General features: G+C 64.3%; 21 protein-coding genes. 13 read left to right on the top strand and 8 right to left on the bottom strand.

The window, feature by feature from the left end; all coding sequences use genetic code 11:
* Positions 1–256: 256 nt before the first annotated feature.
* The 3 genes from OC450_RS32670 to OC450_RS32660 form a co-directional block, all read right to left on the bottom strand.
* Positions 257–721 (bottom strand): group III truncated hemoglobin, encoded by a 465-nt coding sequence (locus OC450_RS32670; protein ID WP_211387050.1) that lies wholly within the window; start codon positions 719–721, stop codon positions 257–259.
* A gap of 137 nt (positions 722–858) precedes the next feature.
* A complete protein-coding gene (locus OC450_RS32665) occupies positions 859–1,770 on the bottom strand; it encodes a 3-hydroxybutyryl-CoA dehydrogenase (protein WP_262049393.1) in 912 nt (303 codons plus the stop codon).
* 192 nt (positions 1,771–1,962) lie between these two features.
* Positions 1,963–3,441, bottom strand: a complete 1,479-nt coding sequence (locus OC450_RS32660; RefSeq protein ID WP_262049392.1) for an FAD-binding oxidoreductase — start codon at positions 3,439–3,441, stop codon at positions 1,963–1,965.
* Positions 3,442–4,055: 614 nt separating this feature from the next.
* Here OC450_RS32660 and OC450_RS32655 point away from each other — a divergent pair.
* Positions 4,056–4,754, top strand: a complete 699-nt coding sequence (locus OC450_RS32655; protein WP_256809177.1) for an ABC transporter permease — start codon at positions 4,056–4,058, stop codon at positions 4,752–4,754.
* Here the strand turns inward: OC450_RS32655 and OC450_RS32650 are convergent.
* The gene (locus OC450_RS32650; protein ID WP_211387046.1) at positions 4,728–5,537 is read right to left on the bottom strand and encodes an extracellular solute-binding protein; all 810 of its coding nucleotides are present in this window, start codon (positions 5,535–5,537) and stop codon (positions 4,728–4,730) included. The two genes, OC450_RS32655 and OC450_RS32650, sit on opposite strands and share 27 nt — an antisense overlap.
* 366 nt (positions 5,538–5,903) lie before the next feature.
* Between OC450_RS32650 and OC450_RS32645 the strand changes: the two genes are divergently transcribed.
* Together OC450_RS32645 and blaBJP are read left to right on the top strand one after the other, a co-directional pair.
* Positions 5,904–6,959, top strand: a complete 1,056-nt coding sequence (locus OC450_RS32645; protein ID WP_262049391.1) for a hypothetical protein — start codon at positions 5,904–5,906, stop codon at positions 6,957–6,959.
* A 296-nt stretch (positions 6,960–7,255) separates the two neighbouring features.
* Entirely contained in the window at positions 7,256–8,140 is an 885-nt protein-coding gene (blaBJP, locus tag OC450_RS32640) for a BJP family subclass B3 metallo-beta-lactamase (RefSeq protein ID WP_262049390.1), read from the top strand.
* A gap of 153 nt (positions 8,141–8,293) precedes the next feature.
* On the opposite strand, the gene hutU is transcribed toward blaBJP, so the two are convergent.
* From hutU to hutI, 3 genes are read right to left on the bottom strand one after another with little or no spacing between them, the layout of a single operon-like run.
* Positions 8,294–9,964 carry a urocanate hydratase gene (gene hutU, locus OC450_RS32635; RefSeq protein ID WP_262049389.1) on the bottom strand — a complete coding sequence of 557 codons (1,671 nt, stop codon included), beginning with the start codon at positions 9,962–9,964 and terminating at the stop codon, positions 8,294–8,296.
* Between the two features lie 12 nt (positions 9,965–9,976).
* On the bottom strand, positions 9,977–11,536 hold the full coding sequence (gene hutH, locus OC450_RS32630; protein WP_211387042.1) for a histidine ammonia-lyase: 1,560 nt from the start codon (positions 11,534–11,536) through the stop codon (positions 9,977–9,979).
* Positions 11,533–12,747: an imidazolonepropionase gene (gene hutI / locus OC450_RS32625; protein WP_262049388.1), complete on the bottom strand. Its 1,215-nt coding sequence runs from the start codon at positions 12,745–12,747 to the stop codon at positions 11,533–11,535. Before hutI ends, hutH begins: the two co-directional genes overlap by 4 nt.
* 100 nt (positions 12,748–12,847) lie before the next feature.
* Here hutI and OC450_RS32620 point away from each other — a divergent pair, with 100 nt between their 5' ends.
* The 8 genes from OC450_RS32620 to OC450_RS32585 all read left to right on the top strand — a co-directional run bounded on the left by OC450_RS32620 (position 12,848) and on the right by OC450_RS32585 (position 19,346).
* Positions 12,848–14,206, top strand: a complete 1,359-nt coding sequence (locus OC450_RS32620; protein WP_262049387.1) for a formimidoylglutamate deiminase — start codon at positions 12,848–12,850, stop codon at positions 14,204–14,206.
* Positions 14,203–14,931, top strand: a complete 729-nt coding sequence (gene hutC, locus OC450_RS32615; protein WP_262049386.1) for a histidine utilization repressor — start codon at positions 14,203–14,205, stop codon at positions 14,929–14,931. Before OC450_RS32620 ends, hutC begins: the two co-directional genes overlap by 4 nt.
* A 105-nt stretch (positions 14,932–15,036) precedes the next feature.
* The gene (locus tag OC450_RS32610; protein ID WP_256809167.1) at positions 15,037–15,981 is read left to right on the top strand and encodes an ABC transporter substrate-binding protein; all 945 of its coding nucleotides are present in this window, start codon (positions 15,037–15,039) and stop codon (positions 15,979–15,981) included.
* 72 nt (positions 15,982–16,053) lie between these two features.
* Positions 16,054–16,827, top strand: coding sequence for an ABC transporter permease (locus tag OC450_RS32605; RefSeq protein ID WP_211387115.1), 774 nt, complete (start codon positions 16,054–16,056; stop codon positions 16,825–16,827).
* The gene (locus OC450_RS32600; protein WP_211387037.1) at positions 16,824–17,609 is read left to right on the top strand and encodes an ABC transporter ATP-binding protein; all 786 of its coding nucleotides are present in this window, start codon (positions 16,824–16,826) and stop codon (positions 17,607–17,609) included. Before OC450_RS32605 ends, OC450_RS32600 begins: the two co-directional genes overlap by 4 nt.
* A complete protein-coding gene (locus tag OC450_RS32595; protein WP_262049385.1) occupies positions 17,602–18,873 on the top strand; it encodes a Zn-dependent hydrolase in 1,272 nt (423 codons plus the stop codon). The genes OC450_RS32600 and OC450_RS32595 overlap by 8 nt, the downstream gene beginning before the upstream one ends.
* Positions 18,860–19,117, top strand: a complete 258-nt coding sequence (locus OC450_RS32590) for a hypothetical protein (protein WP_256809166.1) — start codon at positions 18,860–18,862, stop codon at positions 19,115–19,117. Before OC450_RS32595 ends, OC450_RS32590 begins: the two co-directional genes overlap by 14 nt.
* Before the next feature lie 34 nt (positions 19,118–19,151).
* Entirely contained in the window at positions 19,152–19,346 is a 195-nt protein-coding gene (locus tag OC450_RS32585) for a hypothetical protein (protein WP_262049384.1), read from the top strand.
* Here OC450_RS32585 and bamA read toward each other — a convergent pair whose 3' ends face one another.
* Positions 19,347–21,824 (bottom strand): outer membrane protein assembly factor BamA, encoded by a 2,478-nt coding sequence (gene bamA / locus OC450_RS32580; RefSeq protein ID WP_410050533.1) that lies wholly within the window; start codon positions 21,822–21,824, stop codon positions 19,347–19,349.
* Positions 21,825–22,157: 333 nt separating this feature from the next.
* Between bamA and OC450_RS32575 the strand changes: the two genes are divergently transcribed.
* Both OC450_RS32575 and OC450_RS32570 read left to right on the top strand, forming a co-directional pair.
* Entirely contained in the window at positions 22,158–22,526 is a 369-nt protein-coding gene (locus OC450_RS32575) for a hypothetical protein (protein ID WP_249128837.1), read from the top strand.
* Positions 22,527–22,950: 424 nt separating this feature from the next.
* On the top strand, positions 22,951–25,164 hold the full coding sequence (locus tag OC450_RS32570; protein WP_262049382.1) for a TonB-dependent siderophore receptor: 2,214 nt from the start codon (positions 22,951–22,953) through the stop codon (positions 25,162–25,164).
* The last annotated feature ends 551 nt before the right edge of the window (positions 25,165–25,715 follow it).

Raw genomic sequence — 25,715 nt, 5'->3', positions numbered from 1 at the left:
CAGGCGCTGGAACTCTGCCGAAAAAAAGGCGGAGATTTGTCGCCGCGGTGCATCAATACGGCTTTGCCCGCGCTGATTGAATGCGAACACGCGCATTCACGCGCTTATTTTCAATTGCAACGTCACGCTGCGCGACCGGCATGATGATTTTGCAGATCAGACCGATGCTCTCGGCATTGGTGCAATGCGCCGCCACGCATCGCGATGTCGGCGACAACAATACGGCTGCGCGTTTCTCAGGCAGGCATTTTGTATTCTAGGAGCGGAGCACGTGACGCGGCGAAGCGATGCGACCGGCAACGGTTGCCGATGCCATCTCGAAACTGTCGGCGATGCGGCGCGCCCTGTCGATGAACAGTGCGGCCGCCGGCGGCGGACAGATCTCGCGCGCAGTCTGTTCGAACAGATCGAGCCAGCGGTCGAAATGCTCCCCGACCAAGCTCAGCGGCATATGCGCACGCATCGGCGAGCCATGGTAGCGGCCGCTCATCAGCACGACCGACGACCAGAAATCCCTGAGCTTGGCCAGATGCTCGTCCCAATTCTGCACGATCGCGAAGACCGGCCCCAGCAGCGCATCCTCGCGGACGCGACCATAGAAGCGGGTCACGAGCTCTCCGATCATCTCTTCGGTGATCCCGGTGCGCTCGATCGCGTTCTGGGTCAACAGGTTGCGGCGCGCGGCCGCCGCCTCGCGCTCGGCCTTCAGTCGATCCGACATGTTCTTTGTTGTCCGTTCCGTTGTTCCGCAAGCCGCCCGCTCGACATTGTCGGGCCAATTGCGCGCGGCGTCCTTGTCGCAGCGCAAATTGCGGGATCAGGCGGCGGGCACAAAGCGCCCCGCCGCCTGCGCCATCGTCAGGCGCTGTAGGTGTAAAAACCCTGCCCGGTCTTGCGGCCGAGATGGCCGGCATCGACCATTTCCTTGAGCAAGGGGGCTGGACGGTATTTGGGGTCGTTGAAGCCTTTGTAAAAGACCTCCATCACCGACAACATGGTGTCGAGCCCGACGAGATCGGCCAGCGCCAATGGCCCGATCGGGTGGTTACAGCCGAGCTTCATGCCGGCGTCGATCTCTTCGGCGGTCGCGATCCCTTCCTGGAGCGCGAAGATCGCTTCGTTGATCATCGGGCACAGAATGCGGTTGACGGCGAAGCCGGGGCTGTTCTTGGCCGTGATCGCCACCTTGCCGACGCGCTGGGCGAAATCGAGCGCCTTGGCGTGGGTGTCGTCGGAGGTCTGCAGGCCGCGGATAAGCTCCAGCAGCGCCATCACCGGAACCGGGTTGAAGAAATGCATGCCGATGAAGCGGTCAGGGCGATCGGTCGCTGCGGCGAGCTTGGTGATCGAGATCGACGACGTGTTGGTCGCGAGCAGCGTGCGCGGCGACAGCGTGGCGCAGAGGTCTTTCAGGATCTTGACCTTGAGCTCCTCGTTCTCGGTCGCGGCCTCGATGACGAGGTCGCAATCGGCGAGCTTGGCACGGTCGGTGGTGCCGGTGATGCGCTTGAGGGTCGCATCGCGGTCGGCCGCCGACATCTTCTCCTTCTTGACCAAGCGCTCCAGGCTGCCGCCGACGGTCGAAATCCCGCGGTTCACCGCCGCATCGGAAATATCGACCATCACGATCGGGAGCCCGGCCGCGGCACAAATTTGCGCGATCCCATTTCCCATGGTCCCTGCCCCGATGATGCCAACGGTCTGGATCATTGCCTCATATCCCTTCTCATCCTTGCGGCCGTGCCTGCACCGGCCCCATTGTTCCTGCATCAGGGTCTAGCACCGCCGCCGGGCGGGTGCGACCTGATCCTGCCCCTTCCTTAAAGCATCCGGGACGGGAATAAAGCGGCCCTTCGGTCGTGAACGGCCATGATTTGGCGCCCTTGCGGACCGGTTATGGGCCGTATCACGCCCCCAAAGGGCGCCAGGATGGGGGACCAGCGGGGACCCTGCCGGCTCACCTCAGGTGAGACGGAGCACCTTGCCTGGATTCATGATGTTCTTGGGGTCGAGCGCCCGTTTGATCGTGCGCATGACATCGAGTTCGGTCCTGGAGCGATAGTGCTGGAGCTCGTCGAGCTTCTCGATGCCGATGCCGTGCTCCGCCGAGATCGACCCGCCCATGGAGGTGATGAGGTCGTTGACCACCCGTGTGATCGCCGCGGAATACTGGGTGAGGGTATCGCGATCCATGCCCTTCGGGCCCATGAAGGAAAAATGCACATTGCCGTCCCCGATGTGGCCGAGCGGATAGGGGCGGATCGTCGGCAGGATTTCGAGCACGGCGCGGAGACCCTTGCCGATGAACTCGGGAACCCTGGAGACCGCGATCGACACGTCGTAGCTCAGGCCCGGCCCCTCGGCGCGCGATGCCTCGGCCACGCTCTCGCGGATGCGCCACATGTTGCGCGACTGGGCTTCGGTTTGCGCGATCACCGCATCCAGCACCCGGCCCGCCTCGATCTGGTCGGCCAGGAATTGCTCCATCCTGTCCGACATGCCCGCGCCGCCGTCCTGCCGCGACCGCGCCGACGACCATTCGAGAAGAAGATACCATTCGGTCTCTGCCTTGAGAGGATCCTGGATGCCGGGAACGTGGCGAAGCACCATGTCGGTGCAGGCGCGGTTCATGAGTTCGCACGAGCCGACGTTATCGTCGGAGACAGCATGTGCCTCCGACAGGAGCTCGATCGCCGCGCTGGGATCGCGGATCGCGAGCCATGCGGTGCACACGTCCTTCGGCGCGGGCCAGAGCTTGAGCACCGCCTTGGTGATGATGCCGAGCGTACCTTCCGCGCCCATGAACAGATGCTTGAGATCGTAACCGGTGTTGTCCTTCTTGAGCGCGCGCAGGCCATCCCAGACATCGCCGTTGGCCAGCACGACCTCGAGACCCAGCACCAGATTGCGCGCGTTGCCATAGCGCAGCACCTGCACGCCACCCGCATTAGTGGACAGATTCCCTCCGATCATGCATGAGCCCTGGGCACCCAGGCTGAGCGGAAACAAGCGGTCATGGTGCGCGGCGGTGTCCTGAAGCGTCTGGAGGATGCAGCCCGCCTCCACGGTCATGGCGTAGCCGACGGGATCGACGTTCAGCACGTGGTTCATGCGACCGAGCGACAGGAGTATCCCGCGGTGCGCGGGCCATGGCGTGGCACCACCCATCAGGCCGGTGTTGCCGCCCTGCGGCACGATGGCAATGCCGTTGTCGTAGCAGAGCTTGACGACAGCGGAGACTTCCGCGGTGCTGGCTGGTCGCACGACCGCCCCTGCCTGCCCCACCAGTTCGCCGCGCCAGTCGGTCACGAAGGGCTTCTTGTCGTGCTCGTCCAGGACCAGGCCCTTGTCGCCCACGATGGCCCGCAAGCGGTCGAGGACGGCTGGCGTCACGGGCACGGTCGGAATGGAGGGAACGATGGGAAGGACTGCACCCGGCATGTGTTCCTCTCTTTGCGGCTCTTCTGCGCAGCCTTTCGGCGCGTCGGCCTTCAATCTTGTTTTAATTCTAGGCGTTGCACGATGAGCCTATCACGAAGATCGCCCTGGCGGGAACGTCGCCGACCGCAGTGCATATGCGGATCTGCTTCGAATGCCGAACGCAAGCGCGCTCCGAAATTTCAGGAACGGTCGGCCCCCGCCATCGACTTCGTCCGCTGGTCGGCGGAGAACGGAAGGCCGCAGGCGGAGACGCTCAACTACGTGCCGCTGCCGACTGCCTTGATCGACCAGATCGAACGCTATTGGCAGCAGAGCATCGGGGCAGCCCCGACGGTCTCGGCATCGGCCAGCGTCGAGCGCTGAGGCGCAAGCCGGACGCTGCCCTCTGCGGACTCTGATTTCCGGCTAAATTCGGTTTCCAAACCGCGCCACGCGAGTATTCTGTGATTGGCCTGCTGCAGGGAAGGCAGGCGGAGCCGCAAAGGGCCTGCGGAATGCGACCGCACCGCCGCTTTGCACCAGGATACCCGCAAGGAATTAGACGTGAAACATCTCCGCAGTCCCGAAATCGACGCCCCCAAGATGGTCTGGCGGGCGCCGACGTTCAGACACGGATGAACGACTTCGCACGCTCCATCGCTGCCGCCTTCACGCTGATTGGCGAGGCCGACGCCGAGCTTCTGGGCATCGTCGGGCTGTCGGTCCGCGTCAGCCTGACCGCTAGCATCGTCGCGCTCTTGATCGGCGCGCCGTTCGGGGCCCTGCTTGCGATCGCTCGTTTTCGCGGGCGGCAGGTCATCATCGTGCTGACCAATGCCCTGCTTGGTCTTCCGCCCGTGGTGGTCGGGCTTGCGCTTTATCTTCTGCTGACGCGGTCAGGCCCGCTCGGGGCAGCCGGGCTGTTGTTCACGCCGGCGGCCATGGCGATCGCGCAGACGCTGCTCGCCACACCAATCGTGGTGGCGCTGGTGCACCGGCCGGCGAGCCTGCTGTGGGCGGAGTATGGCGACCTGGCGCGGATCGACGGACTGTCGACGCTGCGCAGCATGGCGCTGCTGCTCGCGCTGGGCCGGACCTCGCTGCTGACGGCCTTTCTCGCAGCCTTCGGGCGCGCGATCGCCGAGGTCGGCGCCATCATCATCGTCGGCGGCAACATCCGCGGCTTCACGCGCACGATGACGACCGCGATCGCTCTGGAGACCAGCAAGGGGGACCTGCCGCTGGCGCTGGGGCTCGGATTGATCCTGCTCGCGCTCAGCGTTGCCGTGTCGACCGTCGCCTTCCTGCTAGTGGGACGCGTTGGGGAAAAATAGCTGCTCGCCGCCGACCTTGTAGCCGGCGATCGCCTCCTGCCCCTTCGGCGAGACCAGCCAGTCGATGAAAGCCTGCCCGTCCTGCGCCTTCACGTTCGAATGCTTCGCGGGATTCACCAGCATGACCCCGTACTGGTTGAACAGCCGCTTGTCGCCCTCGGTCAGGACGGCAAGCTCGCCTCGATTCTTGAATGACAGCCAGGTGCCGCGATCCGACAGGAGATAGGCATTCGACGACGACGCCATGTTCAGTGCCGGCCCCATGCCCTGGCCGATCTCGCGATACCAGCCGTCCTTGCCCGCACCGAGGTCGACACCAGCCTCCTTCCACAGCCTCAGCTCGGCAGCATGCGTGCCGGATTTGTCCCCCCGCGAGATGAACGTCGCCTTCGCCGCCGCGATCTTGCGCAACGCCTCGGCAACATCCTTGCCGCCGGCGATCTTTGCAGGATCGCTCTTCGGCCCGACAATGATGAAGTCGTTGTACATGACGTCGAAGCGCTTCACGCCATGCCCTTCGGACATGAACTTGTCTTCGGCCGGCCTGTCATGAACGAACACCACGTCGGCGTCACCACGCCGCCCGATGTCTAGCGCCTGGCCGGTGCCGACGGCAACCACCTTCACATCGATGCCCCCGGCTTTCGAGAACAGCGGCAGCAGGTAGCCGAACAGGCCCGACTGTTCCGTCGACGTCGTCGAGGCCACGGTGATGGTGCGATCCTGCGCGGATGCGATCGTAGACCAGAGCAGAACCGCCCCGAGGGTGATTATCCTATTCATGCCTCGTCCTTACCCCAGATGCCCGATGTTCCAAACCCTATCGTCGACAGAGGCGTGCGGGAAACCCCGACATTCGCCGCAACGCGCCTGGTCATGATCCTCGCGACGCTCCCTTACCAGGAACGTCCGCCCCGCGCGCAAGTTGTCACAAGGTCATTCGCGTCGGCGGCACTGCACCGTGGTCGCAGTCGCACGGGAGAAGACAAGCCTGCGCGCGATGTAGGCGTCGATGTTCTGCAATTGGTCCCACCTACATTGACATCAGTGTGACGGCCGGGGCAGTTTTTTGTATTGTTGGCGAATCAGCGATTGCCTCACGCCCGAGTACCTCTTGGACAACTGCCAGTGCTTTCGAGACTGATATCGTTGCTGCGCCGCATCCCTGCGGTGAAATGGGCGTTCACGAAGCTACGGCCGTTGCCGCACGGCGGCAGCATCGACACCGGGCAGATCGCGGCAGGCGATTCGCCCGCCATCGTTGCCGACATTACGATCGTGACTCCGGTTGCCGAGGACGGCACTGCGATCTCTCTCGTCGCGGAGATCCCGTCGGCAGCGCCAATCCAATTCAGCGTCAGCGGCGATTCATCCGTGGAGACACCGACAGAGGTCGAGAGGGTCGTCGCGGAAAAGCTGTCTGTCACGCCGGTCGAAGCCACTGAACCCACAAGCAACGATCCGCCTGTGGAACTCTCGACATGCGTTGCCCCCGTCGTCGCGGAGGAGGCACCGGTCTCGTTGATCGACCTCGAACACGCAGTGGACGATGCTCCCGTTGTCACCGTCAACGACGATCTCTCCTCCGACGTCGTCGTGGATGTCGAGCCCATCGTCGTCGATCACTCGCGTGTCGCGCATGCAGGCAGCGAGGTCTCTCCGATCGGGCACGGTGCAGACAGTGTCGATGGTTCCCCGTCCCCCCTCGTCGCAGCAGAGATCGAACCGGTCCCCGCAAATGATCTTGCGCCGGTCGCTGCCACCACGGAGAACTCTTCTGCCGACACGCCGGACGTCATCACGAATATCGTGCCGGAGCCGGTCCTTGAGTCTTCCGCTCCCGAGATTCGCAGTGCGCCGAAAGCTCGCGCGAGAACCGCAGAACCCGCCGACCGCGCCGCGCTGATCCGGCAGCGCTGGGCGGAGACCGGGATCAGAATGTGGAATCCGCGGCTTCACGGCGCAGGCGATGCCACGCTGAACATCCAGGGCAGCGTCGGGCTGCTGCCGCCCGCGCCCGGCGAGACCATGCCGCGCTACGACAAGCTCGAATTCAGGATGCTCGGCGGGCAGATCGTCTGCGAGGGCGTCATCGTCGAGGCTCCCGCGCAGGCGAGCCATCGCAGCTTCACCCACCTCGCCGGGCCCGCGAAGCTCGAGCGGGCCCGCGAACCGATACGGGAGCGCCAGGCCGCTCTCGCCTGATCCTTCTTTTCCTCGGTGATGATGCGCGCGATGCTCCAGGCTTCCCGGTGCTGACGAGTCTTCCTTGGCTCGCCTTTGGCGCAAACTATGGCCAGCCGCCTGCCCGCGGTCAAACGCCAACCGGCTGAGTGGCCGCAATGGCCGCCATGCTCAAATCGTAGAGGCACCGTTATTCCGCGCATGCCGTGAACTTTTCCGGACATGTGGGGCGTTGCTGCCGAACCTCGCGCGACGTAGCTTGCGCCCCGGTCGAACCACGGCCGGTCAAAACGACAAGAACACTTTTGGAGGAAACCATGAGAAAGCTCACGGCCGCGCTATGCGCATTGGCGCTATCGGCAACCGGCGCGCAGGCGCAAACCATCAAGGACTTCCTGGCGGTAGCCATGAAGAAATGGACGGCGCCGTTCGACCCGTTCCAGCTGATCGACAACATCTACTATGTCGGCACCGACGGCATCGCCGTCTACGTCATCAAGACCTCACAGGGCCTAATCCTGATGGACACGGCGATGCCCCAGTCGACCGGAATGATCAAGGACAACATCGCAAAGCTCGGGTTCAAGGTCGCCGACATCAAAATCATCCTGAACACGCACGCGCATCTCGACCACACCGGCGGCTTTGCTGAGATCAAGAAGGAGACCGGGGCGCAGCTCATCGCGGGCGAGCGCGACAGGCCTCTGCTCGAAGGCGGCTATTATCCAGGCGACGAGAAGAACGAGGACCTCGCCTTCCCGGCGGTGAAGGTCGATCGCGCCGTCAACGAAGGCGACAAGGTCACGCTCGGCGACACCACGCTGACGGCACATGCAACGCCCGGCCATTCCCCGGGCTGCACCAGCTGGGAAATGACCGTCAAGGACGGTGGCCAGGACCGCGAGGTGCTGTTCTTCTGCAGCGGCACGGTGGCGCTGAACCGGCTGGTCGGCCAGCCGACCTATGCCAGCATCGTCGACGACTACCGCACGACCTTCGCCAAGGTCAAGGCGATGAAGATCGACGTGCTGCTCGGGCCGCATCCGGAAGTCTATGGCATGCAGGCCAAACGCGCCGAGATGAAGGATGGTGCGCCGAACCCGTTCGTCAAGCCCGGCGAGCTCGCAACCTACGCCACCGGCCTGTCGGAGACTTTCGACAAGCAGCTCGCCAAGCAGACGGCGGCGCTGGAGAAGAAATAGCATTCATCGGGAAGGCGCACACCTTGCCTCGACGAGGAGAGGTGTGCGAGCACGGCGGCTCGGACCGTTGGCCATGCGATAGTATATTGCGCCCCTCGACGGCGCCGGGACGCCTGCTGCAAAGGTCGTGGCCTGAGGCCAGGAACGGGCGCGCTACTTCGTCAGGCTCGGCAGATCGAGACCCTTGTCACGGGCGCAGTCGATCGCGGTCTCGTAGCCGGCGTCCGCATGGCGCATGACGCCGCTGGCTGGATCATTCCAGAGCACGCGCTCGATCCGCTTTGCGGCCTCCGGCGTGCCATCGGCGACGATCACCATGCCGGCATGCTGGGAATAACCGATGCCGACGCCACCGCCATGGTGCAGCGAGACCCAGGTCGCGCCGCTGGCGCAATTGAGCAGCGCGTTGAGCAGCGGCCAATCGGACACCGCGTCCGATCCGTCTTTCATCGCCTCGGTCTCACGGTTCGGGCTCGCCACCGAGCCGCTGTCGAGATGATCGCGGCCGATCACGATCGGCGCTTTCAATTCGCCGCGCGCGACCATCTCGTTGAAGGCAAGGCCAAGGCGATGACGATCGCCAAGACCGACCCAGCAGATCCGCGCGGGCAGGCCCTGGAACTTGATGCGCTCCCTGGCCATGTCGAGCCAGTTGTGCAGATGCTTGTCATCAGGCATCAGCTCTTTCACTTTGGCATCGGTCTTGAAGATGTCCTCGGGATCGCCCGACAGCGCGGCCCAGCGGAACGGCCCGACGCCGCGGCAGAACAGGGGACGAATATAGGCGGGAACGAAGCCCGGAAAATCGAAGGCGTTCTTCAGGCCCATGTCCAGCGCCATCTGGCGGATGTTGTTGCCGTAGTCCAACGTCGGGATACCCTGCGCGTGGAAATCCAGCATGGCCTGGACGTGCTCGACCATCGAAGTTTTTGAGGCACGCTCCACCGCCTTCGGATCGAAGGCACGCTTGTTTTCCCAATCGGCGAGCGTCCAGCCCTTCGGCAGATACCCGTTGATCGGGTCGTGCGCGCTGGTCTGGTCGGTGACGATGTCCGGCTTGACGCCGCGCCGGACCAGTTCGGGGAAAATCTCCGCGGCATTGCCGAGCAGGCCGACCGAGACCGCTTTCCTGGTCTTCGCCGCCTCGGCCATGATCGCGAGCGCCTCGTCGAGTGTCGCAGCCTGCCGATCGAGATAGCCCGTGCGCAGCCGCATCTCGATGCGGCTCGGCTGGCATTCGACCGCGAGCATCGAGGCGCCGGCCATGGTCGCGGCCAGCGGCTGCGCGCCGCCCATGCCGCCAAGGCCAGCGGTGAGAATCCATTTGCCGGCGAGGCTGCCGCCGTAGTGGCGTCGGCCGACCTCGACAAAAGTCTCGTAAGTGCCCTGCACGATGCCCTGGCTGCCGATATATATCCACGAGCCCGCAGTCATCTGGCCGAACATCATCAGGCCCTTGCGATCGAGCTCGTTGAAATGGTCGAGCGTCGCCCAATGCGGCACGAGATTCGAATTCGCGATCAGCACGCGCGGCGCATCCGCATGGGTGCGGAAGACGCCGACCGGCTTGCCGGACTGGACCAGCAGCGTCTGGTCGCCTTCGAGCTCGCGCAGCGAGGCGACGATCCGGTCGAAACTCTCCCAGTCGCGGGCGGCGCGGCCGATGCCGCCGTAGACGACGAGCTCGCTCGGACGTTCCGCCACATCAGGATCGAGATTGTTCATCAGCATGCGCAAGGGCGCTTCCGTCAGCCAGCTCTTGGCGCTGATCTCGCTGCCGCGGGGCGCGCGGATGGTGCGGTCATTGTCCAGTCGGCGGTTCATGCGGAAACCTCTTCAGTCAAGCTTCGGGAACGGATCGGTCGGAAGCGCCGTGAGTGCCACGGCCGGCAGCGCATCGGCCTCGACGAGCGCGGCGGCCTTGGCGAGATCCCCGGCCATGTACCGATCGGCACCGAGCGCCGGCACATGTTCGCGAAGCGCGGCAATGACGGCGACTAGCGGCGCGCTGGTCGCGTGCGGCGCGCGCAGCGTGATGCCTTGGGCGGCGACCAGAAGCTCGATGCCGAGGATGGCGGCGAGATTGTCGGCCATGTCCGACAGGCGCCGTGCAGCATGCGCGGCCATCGAGACGTGGTCTTCCTGATTGGCGCTCGTCGGCGTCGAGTCGATCGAGCAGGCCGCCGCGCGCTGCTTGTTCTCGGCATAGAGCGCGGCCGCCGTCACCTCGGCGATCATGAAGCCGGAATTGATGCCGGGATCAGGCGTCAGGAATGGCGGCAGGCCAAAATTGAGCGCGGGATCGACCAGCGTCGCGATCCGCCGTTCGCTGATCGCGCCAATTTCCGACAGCGCAAGCGCAATTGTATCGGCCGCAAACGCCACCGGCTCTGCGTGGAAATTGCCGCCCGAGACGATCTCACCGGTCTCGACCAGGACGAGCGGATTGTCGGTGACGGCATTGGCCTCGACGATCAGCGTGCGCGCGGCCTGCGTGATCAGATCGAGAGCGGCACCGGCGACCTGTGGCTGGCAGCGCAGGCAATAGGGATCCTGCACGCGCTCGTCGCCTTCGAGATGCGACAGGCGGATGTCGCTGCCGTCGAGCAGCGCCATCAGGGCTGCCGCCGCCGCGATCTGCCCGGCATGGCCGCGCAGCGCCTGAATTTCCGGACGGAACGGGGCTGTCGAGGCCATTGCCGCGTCCACGGACAGCGCGCCGGTGACGAGCGCCGCGCGCGCCAGGCGAAATGCGCGCAGCCCGCCGGCCATGGCATAGGCGGTCGAGAACTGCGTTCCGTTGATCAGCGCGAGCCCCTCCTTGGGGCCGAGCGTCAGCGGCGCGAGGCCGGCGGCGGTGAGCGCTTCGCTGCCCGATACTGTCCTGCCATCGACGATCGCCTGCCCTTCACCGATCATCACCGCCGTCATGTGCGCAAGCGGCGCGAGATCGCCGGAGGCGCCGACCGAACCCTGCTGCGGCACCAGCGGCGAGACGCGCCGCGCCAGCATGTCCTGCAACTGCTCGATCACCTCGCGGCGGACGCCGGAGGCACCACGCCCGAGCGAGACGATCTTCAGCGCCATCATCAGCCGAACGATCGGCTGCGGCGTCGCCGGACCGACGCCGCAGCAATGCGAGACGATGAGATTGCGCTGAAGCAGCGCGGTCTGATCGGGCGGAATCCGCTTCGAGGCCAGCTTCCCGAAGCCGGTATTGATTCCGTAGACAGGCGCTGCGGCCTGAGCGGCCTTCGCGACGATCGCCGCAGCCGCCTCGACGCGCGGCCAGAACGAGGCATCGAGCACGACGGGCGCGCCCTCCAGCACGCGCACGAGTTCGTCGAGGCTGACCGCTCCAGGCTTGACGACGACCGCTGCGTCCTGCTCCGTCACTGTCCCCTCCACACCCGGCGATGCAGCGGATTGAAGCCGATGCGATAGACCAGCTCGGCGGGCCGCTCGATGTCCCAGATCGCGAGGTCGCACCATTTGCTGGCTTCCAGCGTGCCGGTCTCCTGGAGCACGCCAAGAGCACGCGCGCCTTCGCGGGTGACACCAGCGAGGCATTCGGCGACTGTCATCCGGAACAGCGTCGCGCCCATGTTCATCCCGAGCAGGAGCGAGGTCATCGGTGAGCTGCCGGGATTGCAGTCGGTTGCCAGCGCCATAGGCACGCCGTGCTTGCGGAACGCTTCGATTGGCGGCTTCTGCGTCTCGCGGATGAAGTAGAAGGCGCCGGGCAGCAGCACAGCCACCGTGCCGGCCTTCGCCATCGCGGCAACGCCGGCCTCGTCCGTGTGCTCGAGATGATCGGCCGAAAGCGCCGAGAATTTTGCAGCAAGCGCAGCACCGCCGAGATTCGACAGCTGGTCGGCGTGAAGCTTGACCGGCAGCCCAAGTCCCCTCGCCGTCTCGAAGACCCGCGCGGTCTGCTCGCCTGAAAAAGCGATGCCCTCCATGAAGGCGTCGACGGCATCGGCGAGACCGGCCTTTGCCACCGCGGGCAGCATCTCGTTGCAGACCAGATCGATGTAATGATCCTTATCACCCTCTGCTTCGACCGGCAGCGCATGTGCGCCGAGAAAGGACGTACGGATCGCAACCGGCCGCTGTCGGCCGAGGCTGCGCGCGGCCGCCAGCTGCCTGATCTCGGTCCCGGCATCGAGACCATAGCCGGACTTGACCTCGACCGTGGTGGCGCCCTCGCCGATCAACGCATCGAGCCGCGGCAGCGCGCCTGCCACGAGCTCGGCCTCGCTTGCCTTGCGCGTCGCGGCTACCGTCGAGACGATGCCGCCGCCGGCGCGCGCGACCTCCTCGTAGCTCGCGCCCTTCAGGCGCAGTTCGAATTCATGCGCGCGATTGCCGCCATAGACGAGATGGGTGTGACAATCGACGAGGCCCGGCGTGATCCAGCGCCCCTCGCAATCGATCCACTCGATCGCGTCCGCATCCGCCGGAAAGTCAGCTTTTGCGCCGGCATGGACGATGTGGCCGCCGCGCGTGGCGATGACGCCGCGCTCGATCTCGCCGAGATCGGGACGGTCGGCCCGCATCGTGGCGAGGCGGGCATTATGCCAGATCCGGTCGAAACGTTCTGCCATGCAATCGTCCCTTCCGCGGCTATCCGTGCGCCCTGGGATGCTTGACTTATATGTCTAGACATATAATCGTGGGGCGGTTCTGTCCAGCCGGCATGGAAACATGACACGACTGCATTTCGCCTCCGCGCTCCTGCCTTCGGGCTGGGCCAATGACGTGCAGGTGGTGATCACCGCCGGCGCGATTGCCGAGGTGACGCCGGGCGTGGCGCCGTCCGCCGGCGACGAGCGCCACGAAATCGCGCTGCCGGGATTGGCGAGCCTGCACAGCCACGCATTCCAGCGCGGCATGGCGGGACTTGCGGAGCTGCGCGGCGACAGCACCGACACCTTCTGGACCTGGCGCGAGACGATGTACCGTTTCGCGCTGGCGATGACGCCGGATGACGTCGTCGCCGTCGCGACACTGCTATATGTCGAGATGCTGGAGCAGGGCTTTACCCGCGTCGGCGAGTTCCATTATCTGCATCATGATCGCGACGGCTCGCACTACGCGGACCTCGGCGAGATGGCCGCGCGCATCGCGCAGGCCGCCGAATCGTCGGGCATTGGGCTGACCCTGCTGCCGAGTTTCTATGCGCATGGCTCGTTCGGCGGCGCGGCGGCGCATGACGGCCAGCGCCGTTTCATCTGCTCGGTCGATCAATTCGCCGATTTGATGAGCGCATCGCGCAAGGCGATCGCAGCATTGCCGGGCGCGAATATCGGCATCGCCCCGCACAGTTTGCGCGCGGTGACGCCGGAGGAGCTTGCAGCCATCATTCCGCTCGCAGACGGCGGGCCCGTGCACATTCATGCCGCCGAGCAGGTGAAAGAGGTCGAGGATTGCCTGGCCTGGTCGGGACGGCGGCCGGTGCAATGGCTCCTGGAACATGCGCCCGTCGATCAACGCTGGTGCCTCATCCACGCGACCCACACCACCAATGAGGAAGTGGCCGCCTTCGCCAAGACAGGCGCGGTCGCCGGCCTCTGCCCCATCACCGAGGCGAGCCTCGGCGACGGCATCTTTCCGGCGCGCGACTTCCTCGATGCCGGCGGCGCCTTCGGCGTAGGTACCGATTCCAATGTGCTCGTGGGCCTCGCCGACGAGTTGCGTCAGCTCGAATACGGTCAGCGGCTCAAGCACCGCGAGCGCAACGTGCTCTCCGCCGGAGCGGGCCGCTCGACAGGACGCACGCTGTTCGATCATGCGCTCGCTGGTGGTGCGCAGGCATTGGCACAAGGGACGGTCGGACTTATGCCCGGTGCATGCGCCGACATCGTTACGCTCGACATAGATCATCCGTCGCTGGCCGGGCGTGCGCGCGATGCGGCCATCGACGGCTGGATCTTTGCGGCGGGCAGCGGCGCGATCGATTGCGTCTGGGCCGGCGGCCACAAGGTCGTTGAAGCTGGCGGGCACAGACTACGACAGAGGGCGCGCGAAGGCTTCAACACATCGGTGCGGAGGCTCATTGCATGAGTCTCGCCACTGCTGCTCCGGACCAGCCGACGCTCTACAAGCGGATCCGGGCCGACATCGAGAAGCGCATCCTGACCGGCGAGTGGCCGCCTGGACATCGCATCCCGTTCGAGCACGAACTGGTCGCGCGCTACGGCTGCTCGCGCATGACCGTGAACAAGGCATTGTCTGAGCTCGCGCAAGCCGACCTGATCGAGCGGCGGCGGCGCGCGGGCTCTTTCGTCCGCCGGCCGCAACACCAGTCTGCCGTGCTCAAGATCGCCGACATTCGCGCCGAGATTACCGCGCTCGGCCGCGGCTACGGCTACGAACTGATCGGCCGCAAGCTCCGCACTGCGACCGCTGCCGACCGCGAGCGTCTCGGCGTCAGGAAGGCCGACAAGGTGGTTGCGATCACCTGCCGGCACAGTGCGGATAAGGTGCCATTTGCCGTCGAGGACAGGCTGATCGATTTGTCGTCGGTGCCGGATGCCGCGACCGCGGATTTCTCGCGCGAGCCGCCCGGCTCGTGGCTGCTTCATCATGTCCCATGGACGGAAGCCGAGCATACGATCAGCGCCATCGTCGCGGATGATCGCACGGCGGAAGCGCTCGACATCGCCGTCGGCGCACCCTGCCTGGTGATCGATCGCTATACCTGGCGCAGCGCACGCACCATCACCGCGGTGCGGCTACTTTATCCCGGTGACTCTCACCGCCTTGTCGCCCGATTCAAGGGAGGCTGAGAGGATATGTCGGCACAAATCGTGCAACGATTCGGGCAATGGTCCATTGGGACCGACAATGATCAACAGGACGTCAATCCATCGATCGGCAAGAGGACGACAATCATGCGTAGTTCGAAAGTTTTTGCGACAATCATTGCCCTCGCGGCTTCCACTCCGGTGCTCGCCGACGACGTCAAGGTAGGTGTCGGCATCTCCGGATGGACCGGCTTTGCGCCGCTGACGCTGGCAAAAGAAGCCGGCATCTTCAAGAAGAACGGCCTCGACGTCACCATCAAGAAGATCCCGCAGAAGGACCGCCACCTCGCGATCGCCTCCGGCGACGTCCAGTGCGCGGCGACGACGGTCGAGACCTGGATTTCCTGGAACGCCAATGGCGTTGCGACCAAGCAGATCTTCCAGCTCGACAAGAGCTATGGTGCCGACGGCATGGCGGTGCGCAACGATCTCGCCGCGATCAAAGACCTGAAAGGCAAGACGGTTGCGGCCTCCGCGCCCGGCACCTCGCCCTATTTCGCGCTGGCCTGGATGCTGAAGAAGAATGGCTTGTCGGTGAAGGACGTCACTGTCGTGAACCTTGAGCCGGCGGCTGCAGCGCAGGCCTTCGTGTCCGGCCAGAACGATGCCGCCATGACCTATGAGCCGTATCTCTCCACGGTTCGTGCCGCGCCCGACAAGGGCAAGATCATCGCGACCACGCTCGACTATCCGATGGTCATGGACACGTTCGGCTGCACGCCGAAATTCCTCACCGAGAATCCCAAGGCGGCCAAGGCGCTCGCCGACAGCTATTTCGAGGCCCTCGACATGATCGCCAAGGATCAGGTCAAGGCCTATGAGATCATGGGCGCCGACGTGAAGCAGACCGGCGAGGCTTTCGGCAACTCGGCAAAGTATCTGCGCTGGCAGGACAAGGCCGCGAACCAAAAGTTCTTCGCCGGCGACTTCCTGACCTTTAACAAGGAAGCAGCCGACCTCCTGCTCGAGATCGGCATCATCAAGGCCGCGCCGAAGGTCGAGGACCTCTTCGACGCGAGCTACATCAAGTAGATCTGCAAGAAGCCGCCGGCCTCGTCCCGCGACGGGGCCGGCAAATCTGTTCACCGCCCGGATAGACCCTTGATGCGTCCCCTGGATCCCGTGACGTCGAAGCAGCGCGTTGCCTATGGGCTTGCGTTCTTCGCGGTGTTCGTCGCCCTCTGGTCGTGGGCGACCTTCGGCGGCCATGTGTCGAAAGTGTTCCTCGCCAACCCGCTGACCATGGTGCAGGAAGGCGTCGACCTGATCACCAAGCAGGGCTTCCTGTTCGACATCGGCATGACGATCTGGCGCGTCGTCGGCGGATTTGTGCTCGCCGCGATCATCGCGGTGCCGCTCGGCGTGTTGATGGGTGCCTACAAGCCGGTCGAAGCCTTTCTCGAACCCTTTGTTTCCTTCGCGCGCTATTTGCCCGCCTCGGCCTTTATCCCACTCCTGATCCTGTGGGCCGGCATCGGCGAGTTGCAGAAACTGCTCGTCATCTTCATCGGGTCGGTGTTCCAGGTCATTCTGATGGTCGCGGTCACCGTGGGTACCACCCGGCGCGATCTGGTCGAGGCGGCCTATACGCTGGGGGCCAACGACCGCGGCATCATCCGCCGCGTGCTGCTGCCCTCCTCCGCGCCCGAGATCGCGGAAATCCTGCGGCTGGTGCTGGGCTGGGCCTGGACCTATGTCATCGTCGCCGAGCTGATCGGCTCGTCCTCGGGCATCGGCCACATGATCACCGACAGCCAGGCGCTACTCAACACCGGCCAGATCATCTTCGGCATCATCGTGATAGGGCTGATCGGCCTGCTCTCGGACTTCCTGTTCAAGGCGTTCAACGCCTGGCTGTTTCCGTGGAGGCTGGCATGACCACGCTCAAGATCGAGCAGGTCTCGCGGACCTTCCCCGCGCGCCACGGCAACGCGCCGACCAGGGCGCTGGAGCCGACAGATCTCACCATCGGCAATAACGACTTCGTCACCATCCTCGGCCCCTCCGGCTGCGGCAAGTCCACGCTGCTGCGCATCGTTGCCGGCCTCGATCGTCCGACCGGCGGCCGTGTGGTGCTCGACGGTCGCGAGGTGACCGGCCCGGGCGCCGATCGCGGCATGGTGTTCCAGTCCTACACGCTGTTCCCCTGGCTGACCGTGCGCGAGAACATCGCCTTCGGCCTGCGCGAGCGCGGCGTGCCGCAGGACCAGCGGAACAAGATCGCTGACGCCTTCATCCGCCAGGTCGGATTGTCCGGCTTCGAGAACCACTGGCCAAAGCAGCTCTCCGGCGGCATGCAGCAGCGCACCGCAATCGCCCGCGCGCTCGCCAACGATCCGAAGATCCTGCTGCTCGACGAGCCCTTCGGCGCGCTCGACAACCAGACCCGCGCCCTGATGCAGGAGATGCTGCTGGGGATCTGGGAGCGCGACCAGAAGACCGTGCTGTTCGTCACCCACGACATCGAGGAAGCGATCTTCCTCGGCAGCCGCGTCATCGTCATGAGCGCCCGTCCCGGTCGGATCAAGGCCGAGATCAATGTGGACCTGCCGCATCCGCGCTCCTACAAGATCAAGACCACAGCCGAATTCGTCCAGCTCAAGGAACGGCTGGTCGAGGAGATCCGTACCGAGGCGTTGAAGGTTGCCGAACATGCCTGACACTTTTCCGCGCGCAAACGGGATGCGGGTTCTTGCCGATCTCAATGCCCTCCGCGCCATCGGCGCCTACAAGACCGGCGTGCACAAGCCGACCTTCTCCGAACCGCACAAGCAATCGCTGGACTGGCTGGTACACAAGCTGCCCGAGGCCGGCCTCGCGGCCGCGATCGACGGGATCGGCAACGTCTTCGGCACCAGCGCGAAGGCCGGACCGAAGCTGCTGGCGGGCTCGCACCTGGAAAGCCAGAATTACGCCGGCTGGCTCGATGGCCCGCTCGGTGTCGTCTATGCACTTGAGGCCGCCCGCGCGCTCAATGCCGATGCTTCGCTCAATGGCGCCGTCGAGGTCGCCGCCTGGTGCGACGAGGAAGGACATTTTGGGCACTTCCTCGGCTCGCGCTCCTACGTCGGGCAGGTGACCGAAGCCGACATCGACGCCGCCCGCGACCGCACCAGCGGTCGCACCATGCGCGCGGCGCTCGCCGACATGGGGCTCGCAGGACGACCGCGCACCAACGCCGAGCCGGGCCGTCACGTCGGATATCTGGAGGCACATATCGAGCAGGGCGACACGCTTGAGAGCGAAGGCCTTGCGGTCGGCGTCGTGACCTCCATCGTCGGCATTTGGCAATACCAGATCAATTTTGTCGGCGCGCAGAACCACGCCGGCACCACGCGCATGGCGGCGCGCAAGGATGCCGGGCTAGCGCTGGCCAAATTCTGCGTTGCGATCGACGAGCGCTTCCCGGCCGCGTGCGGTCCGCGCACTGTCTGGACCACCGGTCGCATCACGCTCGATCCGGGCGCGCCCAGCATCATCCCCGGCGGGGCAGAGATGCTGTTCCAGATCCGCGACGACGATCCGACCGTCATTGCGCGGCTGGAGGGGTTGCTGAAGGCCATGGCGGCCGATGTCAGCGCGCAGGGCCCCTGCACCGTCACCGTGGAGAAACTCCGTACCGGCGCGCCCGCCATGATGAACGCGGGTATCCAGGATGCGATCGAAGCCGCCAGCAAGGCCCTGGCCGGCGGACGATCCGTTCGCATGCCCAGTGGCGCCGGCCACGATGCGCAGATGCTCGCGACGATCATGCCCGCGGGCATGCTGTTCGTGCCGTCGATCGGCGGCATCAGCCATCACTGGACCGAGAACACCGCCGACGCCGATATCGTCACCGGCGCGCAGGTGTTCGTGGACGCCTGCCGGCGGATACTGACGGGCTGGCGGATCCAATCTGTGTGCGAGGGTCATGACCGCGAGTGAACCTTATACGGAGCCTACGACCGGCTATTGGCAGGATCTGACGCGGGAGATCCCCGCACGCTTCCCGGCGACGTCACTCTATCGCTTCGGCTATCCCTTGACACTGCCGTGCGGCAGCATCCTCGTCCTGCCCCTGCGTCAGCTTCCCGATGGCGATCGCGCCGTCGCTTCGCTCATCGCGAACCAGGCCTCAAATCGCGTTGTCGCAGCGCTGGCGGACCATATGGCGACACAGGCGCGATGATGCGATCTCGACCGGCGCAACCGCGATCGCAGCCGTGCGTCTGTTGCAGCGAATTGGCGCCGACATTGCCGGCATGGTCGTTGCGATGAAGCAAACCAATCGCTGGGAGGCCGCGACCGCAATGCTGTCCGTGCCCTTCCAGGTTCGGGCGGTATACGGCTGCCCGCTGTTCCAGCGCGATGAATCCGGCTGGATACCGCTGACCGAGACGCAGCCCGCCATTCCCTGATCAGAACGACGTGCCGCCGCCGAACCTGAATTCCTGGACGGTATCGTATTTGCCCTTCGTGATCGGCACGGCATAGTCGAAGCGCAGCGGCCCGAACGGCGAGGCCCAGATCAGGCCGACGCCGACCGACGATCGCACCGTGTTGCCGTCGTCATATTGCAATCCGCAGGTCGGGCAGGCCTTGGTGTTGACCTCGCCGGTGGCCGTCCAGGACGTCGGCCCCTGATAACCCCAGAGCGAGCCGGCATCGGCGTAGACCGCGCCCTTCAGGCCGACCTCCTTGGGCAGGAACCAGAACGGCATCTGCAGTTCCATCGACGCGCCCCAATATTTCGTGCCGCCGAGGGCATCGCCGCTGACACCTAGGCTTGCGTAGGTGATGTCGCGCGGACCTATGCCGTTTGAGGCAAAGCCGCGCACGAGGTTCGGCCCCATCTGGAAGTGATCCAGCATGCGCAAGTCCTGGTCGCCGAGCTTGCTGAGGATGCCGCCCTGGAAGTGGATCACGCTGACGATCTCGGAGACCAGCGGCGTGTAGTACTTGGCGTCCATCGCAGTCTTCAGATAGGTCACGTCGCCGCCGACCCCCGCGAAGTCTTGTTTGAAATCGATCAGCAGACCGTCGGTCGGGTTCTTGGTGTTGTCGAGCGTGTTGTAGGTCAGCGTGTAGCCGAGCGCCGAGGTCCAGGTCCGGCCGTTCGCCAGCTCCTTTCGGACCGGCAGGCTCGACTCGCCGTCGCCGTAGCAACCGTATCCGTAGACGCCAGAATCCGTGGAATTGGTCGGGTCCACGCCGCCGAGGACGTTCTTGATGTAGGCCGGTGTCGGGTTGTACGCCAGCGACGAGTTGGCCGCGTTGTTGTTGCAGTTGTTATAGGCGCTGGCGAGCGTGATGCTCTGCTGGTAGAGCGAGTAGCGCAGCTGGAGCGAGAGATCTTCGCGCAGCGCAAAGCCCAGGCGCGGCGAGAATCCTAGCGTCGTCACGCCGTAGCTGGTGTAGCTGTTCGACAATTGCTGGCGCCAGGTGACATCCATTCCGAGTGCAAGGCGGTAATCGAGCAGATACGGCTCGACGAACGACAGCGATATGCCGCGCGAATACTGGCCATAGCTGACCGACGCCTTGGCGTAGAGCCCCTTGCCGAACAGGTTGCGTTCGGAAATCGAGACTTCGGCCAGCGCGCCGTCGGTCGTGGAGTAACCGCCGGAGACTGAGAAGTCACCGGTCGATTTCTCTTCCATGTCGACGATCAGGATCACGCGGTCGCTCGACGAGCCCGGCTCGGTGACGATCTTCGCGCTCTTGAAGTAGTCGAGGTTCTTCAGGCGCCGCTCGGCACGGTCGACCAGGGCGCGGTTGTAGGCGTCGCCCTCGGAGATGTCGAATTCGCGACGGATGACGTAGTCGCGCGTGCGGGTGTTGCCGCGAAGGTTGATGCGCTCGATATAGGTGCGCGGGCCCTCGTCGACGTTGAACACGACCGACACGGTGTGCGCCTCGAAGTTGCGGTCGCCGCCGGGACGAACCACGGCGAAGGCATAACCGCGGCGCGAGGCCTCCACCTGCATCTCTTCGGTAGACTTCTCGACCGATTCGACGTTGTAGAGCGAGCCGACGTTGACGCGGGAAAAACTCCGCAGCGAGCTGGGATCGAAGTTCGGAATGCTGGAACGGAAGTCGACGCTGCCGACGCGGTACTGGGAGCCTTCCTCGATCTTGAAGGTGACGAGAAAGCCCTTCTTCTCCGGATCGTATTCGGCGAGCGCGGCCACGACCTGGACGTCGGCAAAGCCGTTCTTGAGATAGAAGCGGCGGAGCAGGTCGCGGTCGGCTTCGACGCGGTCGGGATCATAGATGTCGTTGTTGCCGAGGAAGCTGAGCAGATTGCTCTCATGCGTCTTGATCACGTCGCGCAGGCGCGAAGCCGAGTAGGCGCTGTTGCCGATGAACTCGACCGATTTGACGCCGGTCTTGACGCCTTCCTCGACCGTGAAGATGAGGTCGACGCGATTGCTCGGCTGCTCGATGATTTCAGGCGTGACGCGCACGTCGTAGCGGCCCGAACGGCGGTAGATCTCGGCGATGCGCAGCGTGTCCGACTGCACCAGGGCCCGCGAGAAAGTCCCGCGCGGCTTGGACTGGATTTCGGCCGAGAGCTGCTCGTCCTTGATCTTCTTGTTGCCCTCGAAGGCAATGCGCCCGATCACGGCATTTTCCACCACCGACACCACGAGATGGCCGCCGGCCTGGCTGATCTTCACGTCCTGAAACAGGCCGGTCCCGACCAGCGCCTTGAGACCCTCATCGATCGCGGGCTGATCGAGGCGGCCGCCTGCGCCCGGCCTGAAGTAGGAGCGAACCGTCTCGGCCTCGACGCGGCGGTTACCTTCGACCACGATCGCCTCCGCCGCCTGCGCGGCGGCCGGTTGCGGCAACAGGGCAAGCGGAAGTGAGCTTGCAATCGTTACGCCGCACATCACCACAACGATCAGCCAGGTCCGCAAAAACGACATTCCACACCTCAAGAACACTCACCTGCTCTGAAACGAAACGGCTGTGGCCGCGGTGTGGCTTTGAGATTGCTGCACTGTTTCCGGTCGTTGAATTTGATGGGGTGAGCGGCCGCGCGGGCGTCGCGGCCGCGACGACCACGCGCGCTGTCGGCGGCGAATGGCCGACGTCGAAGCTGCCCCGCATGGGGCCCGCCCACGCAGGCGTCCGGAAACATCGCGCAACATCCGAATTCTTTACAGACCTCCAGGCGGGTGCGAGAGGCGACGGCATCAGGAACTCGCATGGGGTATTTGCCGATGAACGCGCTTGTCATGACCGGAACGGCGCTGGTCGCCATCTTCGCCTCGACCCTCTCCGCTCATGCCGCGACGGCAGGCAAGCGCGACCGACAACAGACGCCACAAGGCGCGGTCTATGACTACGGTCCGCGCGGCCCCAACCGTTCGTACCAGTCCGGTCCGGGCACCCGTATCTATGTGAGCAAACGGTCCTGGCTGGATGGCGGGACCGAGGTGCTGCCGGGCGAGCGCAAATTCACCGACTACGCGTTGCCGCCAGGCACCTCCTTCGCCCGTGGCAACAACAACCGGCCGCTCGACCGCCAGCCTCTGAGTCCCGACACCGATCTCGGCGGATTTGCGCAGCGAATCCCGATTTCCTGGTGACCGGCTTGCGACATGCTCGGCGATCGCCTCGATAAGCGAGACGACCGACAACGCCCCGCCACATTCGGCAACTCCATCGATCGGAGCGCCAAGATCGCGCGAACGGAGAGGCCGTACGCGCATCTGCCGCACGCGGCTTGATTTGGTCGTCGAACGAAAACTCGCGCGAACATCTCGCCTATTCCACACGCATCTTGAATCATTCCAAAATCGCTCACACGCAGCTTCAAGCAATTCCATTTTGCGCGTGTGGAATTCCGACTGCTTCACCAATAGAACTCCGCATCGATCGACGCGCGTCTGCATGCAGCAGCGCGTTCGCGCGATATCAGTTCGGCGAAATTGGGAAGCATCATCCGTGGGCATGGCTTTGTCGGAGAGGAAACATCGTTGGCTTGGAACGACAGCTGCGATCGAGGCGACGATGTTGGGTTCGATCGCATTCGTAGCTGTCGAAGCATTGTCTTCCCAGGCACAGGCCCAGACCAGCAACCTGCCGCCGGTCACCGTCGAAGCGCCGGACCCAGCGAAAAAGCGCAGCAACGTCGCATCCAATCAGCGTACGTGGTCTTTGCGTCCTGTTTCGGCGAGCCGGCGCAACAACGTGGCGGCCAATCAGAATCGGACCCCACAGGCGACTGGACTCGTCACAGCCGGAGCGACAACCGGTTATGTCGCGACCAGCAGCTCCGCCGGCACCAAGACCAACACGCCGTTGATCGAAACGCCACAGTCTCTCACGGTCGTGACCAAAAAGGAGCTGGAGGATCGCAACGTTCAGACGCTGAAGGACGCCATCAACTACACGCCCGGCGTCACGACCTCGGCCTTCGGCTACGATCCACGCTTCGACAGCTTCTACATTCGCGGTTTCGACGCGACCTACACCGGCATCTATCGCGACGGCCTGCGTCAGGGCGGCGGCAACTTCGTGATCCCCAAGATCGAGCCCTATGGGCTCGACAGCGTGACGATTCTCCGGGGACCGGCCTCGGGCCTTTATGGCCTTGGCTCTCCGGGCGGCATCGTCGACGTCACGACGAAGCGGCCACCAATGACTGCGTTCGGCGAGGTGCAGTTGCAGGCGGGCAATTGCGATCGCTACCAGGGCAGTTTCGACGTCGGCGGACCGGTTCCCGGCAGCGATCAACTGTACTACCGGCTCACGGGCTTGCTGCGCGACGCAAGAACCTGGTTTCCCGGCAATGACGACGACCGGGCCTATATTGCGCCGGCCCTGACCTGGAAGCCGAACCTCGATACGGCGTTCACGATCCTCGGAGAATATCAGACCAGCCGCACTGCCGCGAGCATCGGAAACGCGCGCACGGCCGACGGGAAGCTGACCAACATCTATTCGAACGATCCGGCGTTCAGTGCCATGGACCAGAAGCAGTTCCGCATTGGTTATGCGTTCGAGCACAACGTCAACGACACCTGGACGGTACGGCAGAATTTCCGGTTCTATCAGGTCGGCGTGGACGCGAAATACACCCAGATCGATTCTCTCGACACCACGACCCAGACCGCGTCGCGTTCGGCCTGGCGCATCGTGGACAATCTCAAGACGGCGACCCTCGACAATCAGGCCGAGGCCAAGTTCATGCTTGGCGCGGTCAGGAACACCGTCCTGTTCGGCCTGGACTACAGTCACCAGCATTACGACGACAAGATCGGGTACGGGCCGGCGCCAGATCTCAATCTCCTGACCATGAACTACGGCGCCCAGGCGATATCCTCGCCGCCATTCTCGATCTTCACCAAGCAGTCGACCGACGAAGTCGGAGTCTACGTGCAGGAGCAAGCCAAGTTCGGGGGCTTCATTCTGACGCTCAATGGTCGTCAGAGCTGGGTCTCGCAGAGCACGACGACGACGCTGGACGGAACGCCGGAGACCCAGAAACCTTCGGCCTTCATTGGCCGCGCGGGCCTGAGCTATCTCTTCGACAACGGAATTGCGCCCTATGTCAGCTATGCCACGTCGTTCAGCCCGCAAACCGGCGTCGACGTGACAGGGGCCACGTTCAAGCCCACCACCGGCGAGCAGACCGAAGCGGGCATCAAGTATCAGATGCCGAACGTTCCGCTGCTGTTGACGGCCGCCGTGTTCGACATCAAGCAGGACAATGTTCTGCGCACCAATCCCGACAACATTGCATTCCAGGCCGCAACCGGACAGATCGAGTCCAAGGGACTGGAGCTCGAGGCCGGGCTGACACTCAAGCCAGGCTTCGATTTCACCGCTGCCTACACCCATATCAACGTCGTGATCACGCGAGGCAATGCCGATACCACGGGCAATCAGTATTCCGGCATCCCGAGGGACTCGTTTGCGACGTTCGGCAAATACACGTTCCAGTCCGGCACGCCTTTCGAAGGACTGGGACTGGGCCTCGGTGCGCGCTACATCGGCGCCAATTTCGGCGACGACCAGAATACGTTCGAGAATGCGGCGAAGACATTGTTCGATGCCGTGATCGATTACGATGTCGGCAAGCTCGACCGGAGATTCCAGGGCGCCTATATGCGCGTGAACGCGACCAATCTGTTCGACAAGCAGTACCAGACTTGCCAGGCCGGTTATTGCTATGCCGGCGAGCGGCGCCAGGTGATCGGCACGTTGAGCTATCGGTGGTAGCCGAATTCGTCCCACATCGTCATTGCCCACTCCCGTCTCCCGGACGCGCTGCAACGCGAAGCGTTGCCGCTCAGAGCCGGGACCCGGAAGTTGCATGGCGGAATGCGGAGACATGGGCCCCGGCTCAGCAGCGCACCGCACCGGACGAAGCTGCGCATCGACGGGAACGCTGCGCTGCGTCCGGGGCACGAGAGTGAGGGAGACGCTCGATCTCTCGACATCGCCACGGCGGACGAGTCGCTGCGCTCGCAATGACGGAGCAAGGGGCGGCATCGCGTTCCTCCGATACGCATTTCGACTTGCAGGCACGGCTTCGCATCCTCGCGGCACAATTCGCCCGAGCTTTGCTTCGTTTCTCCACCCTCTTTAAGCCAAGAGGGCGCAGGGAAGGCCGGGTGCCGGCTGGCACCCGCGGTCCGCTGCGCGAAAAGCACACGCAGAGAAAACCGCACAGCAGCATACAGGTGTAGCCAATCACTCGGCCTTCCCTGCGCGATGGTTGGACGGCTTATGCCGTGCTCTCCCGGGAGCCGAGTTCGTTCTGGCCTCCC

This window comes from Bradyrhizobium sp. Bra78 (assembly GCF_024519855.1).
GTDB classification, from domain to species: domain Bacteria; phylum Pseudomonadota; class Alphaproteobacteria; order Rhizobiales; family Xanthobacteraceae; genus Bradyrhizobium; species Bradyrhizobium japonicum_G.
This window is presented reverse-complemented; position numbering and strand designations above follow the sequence as displayed.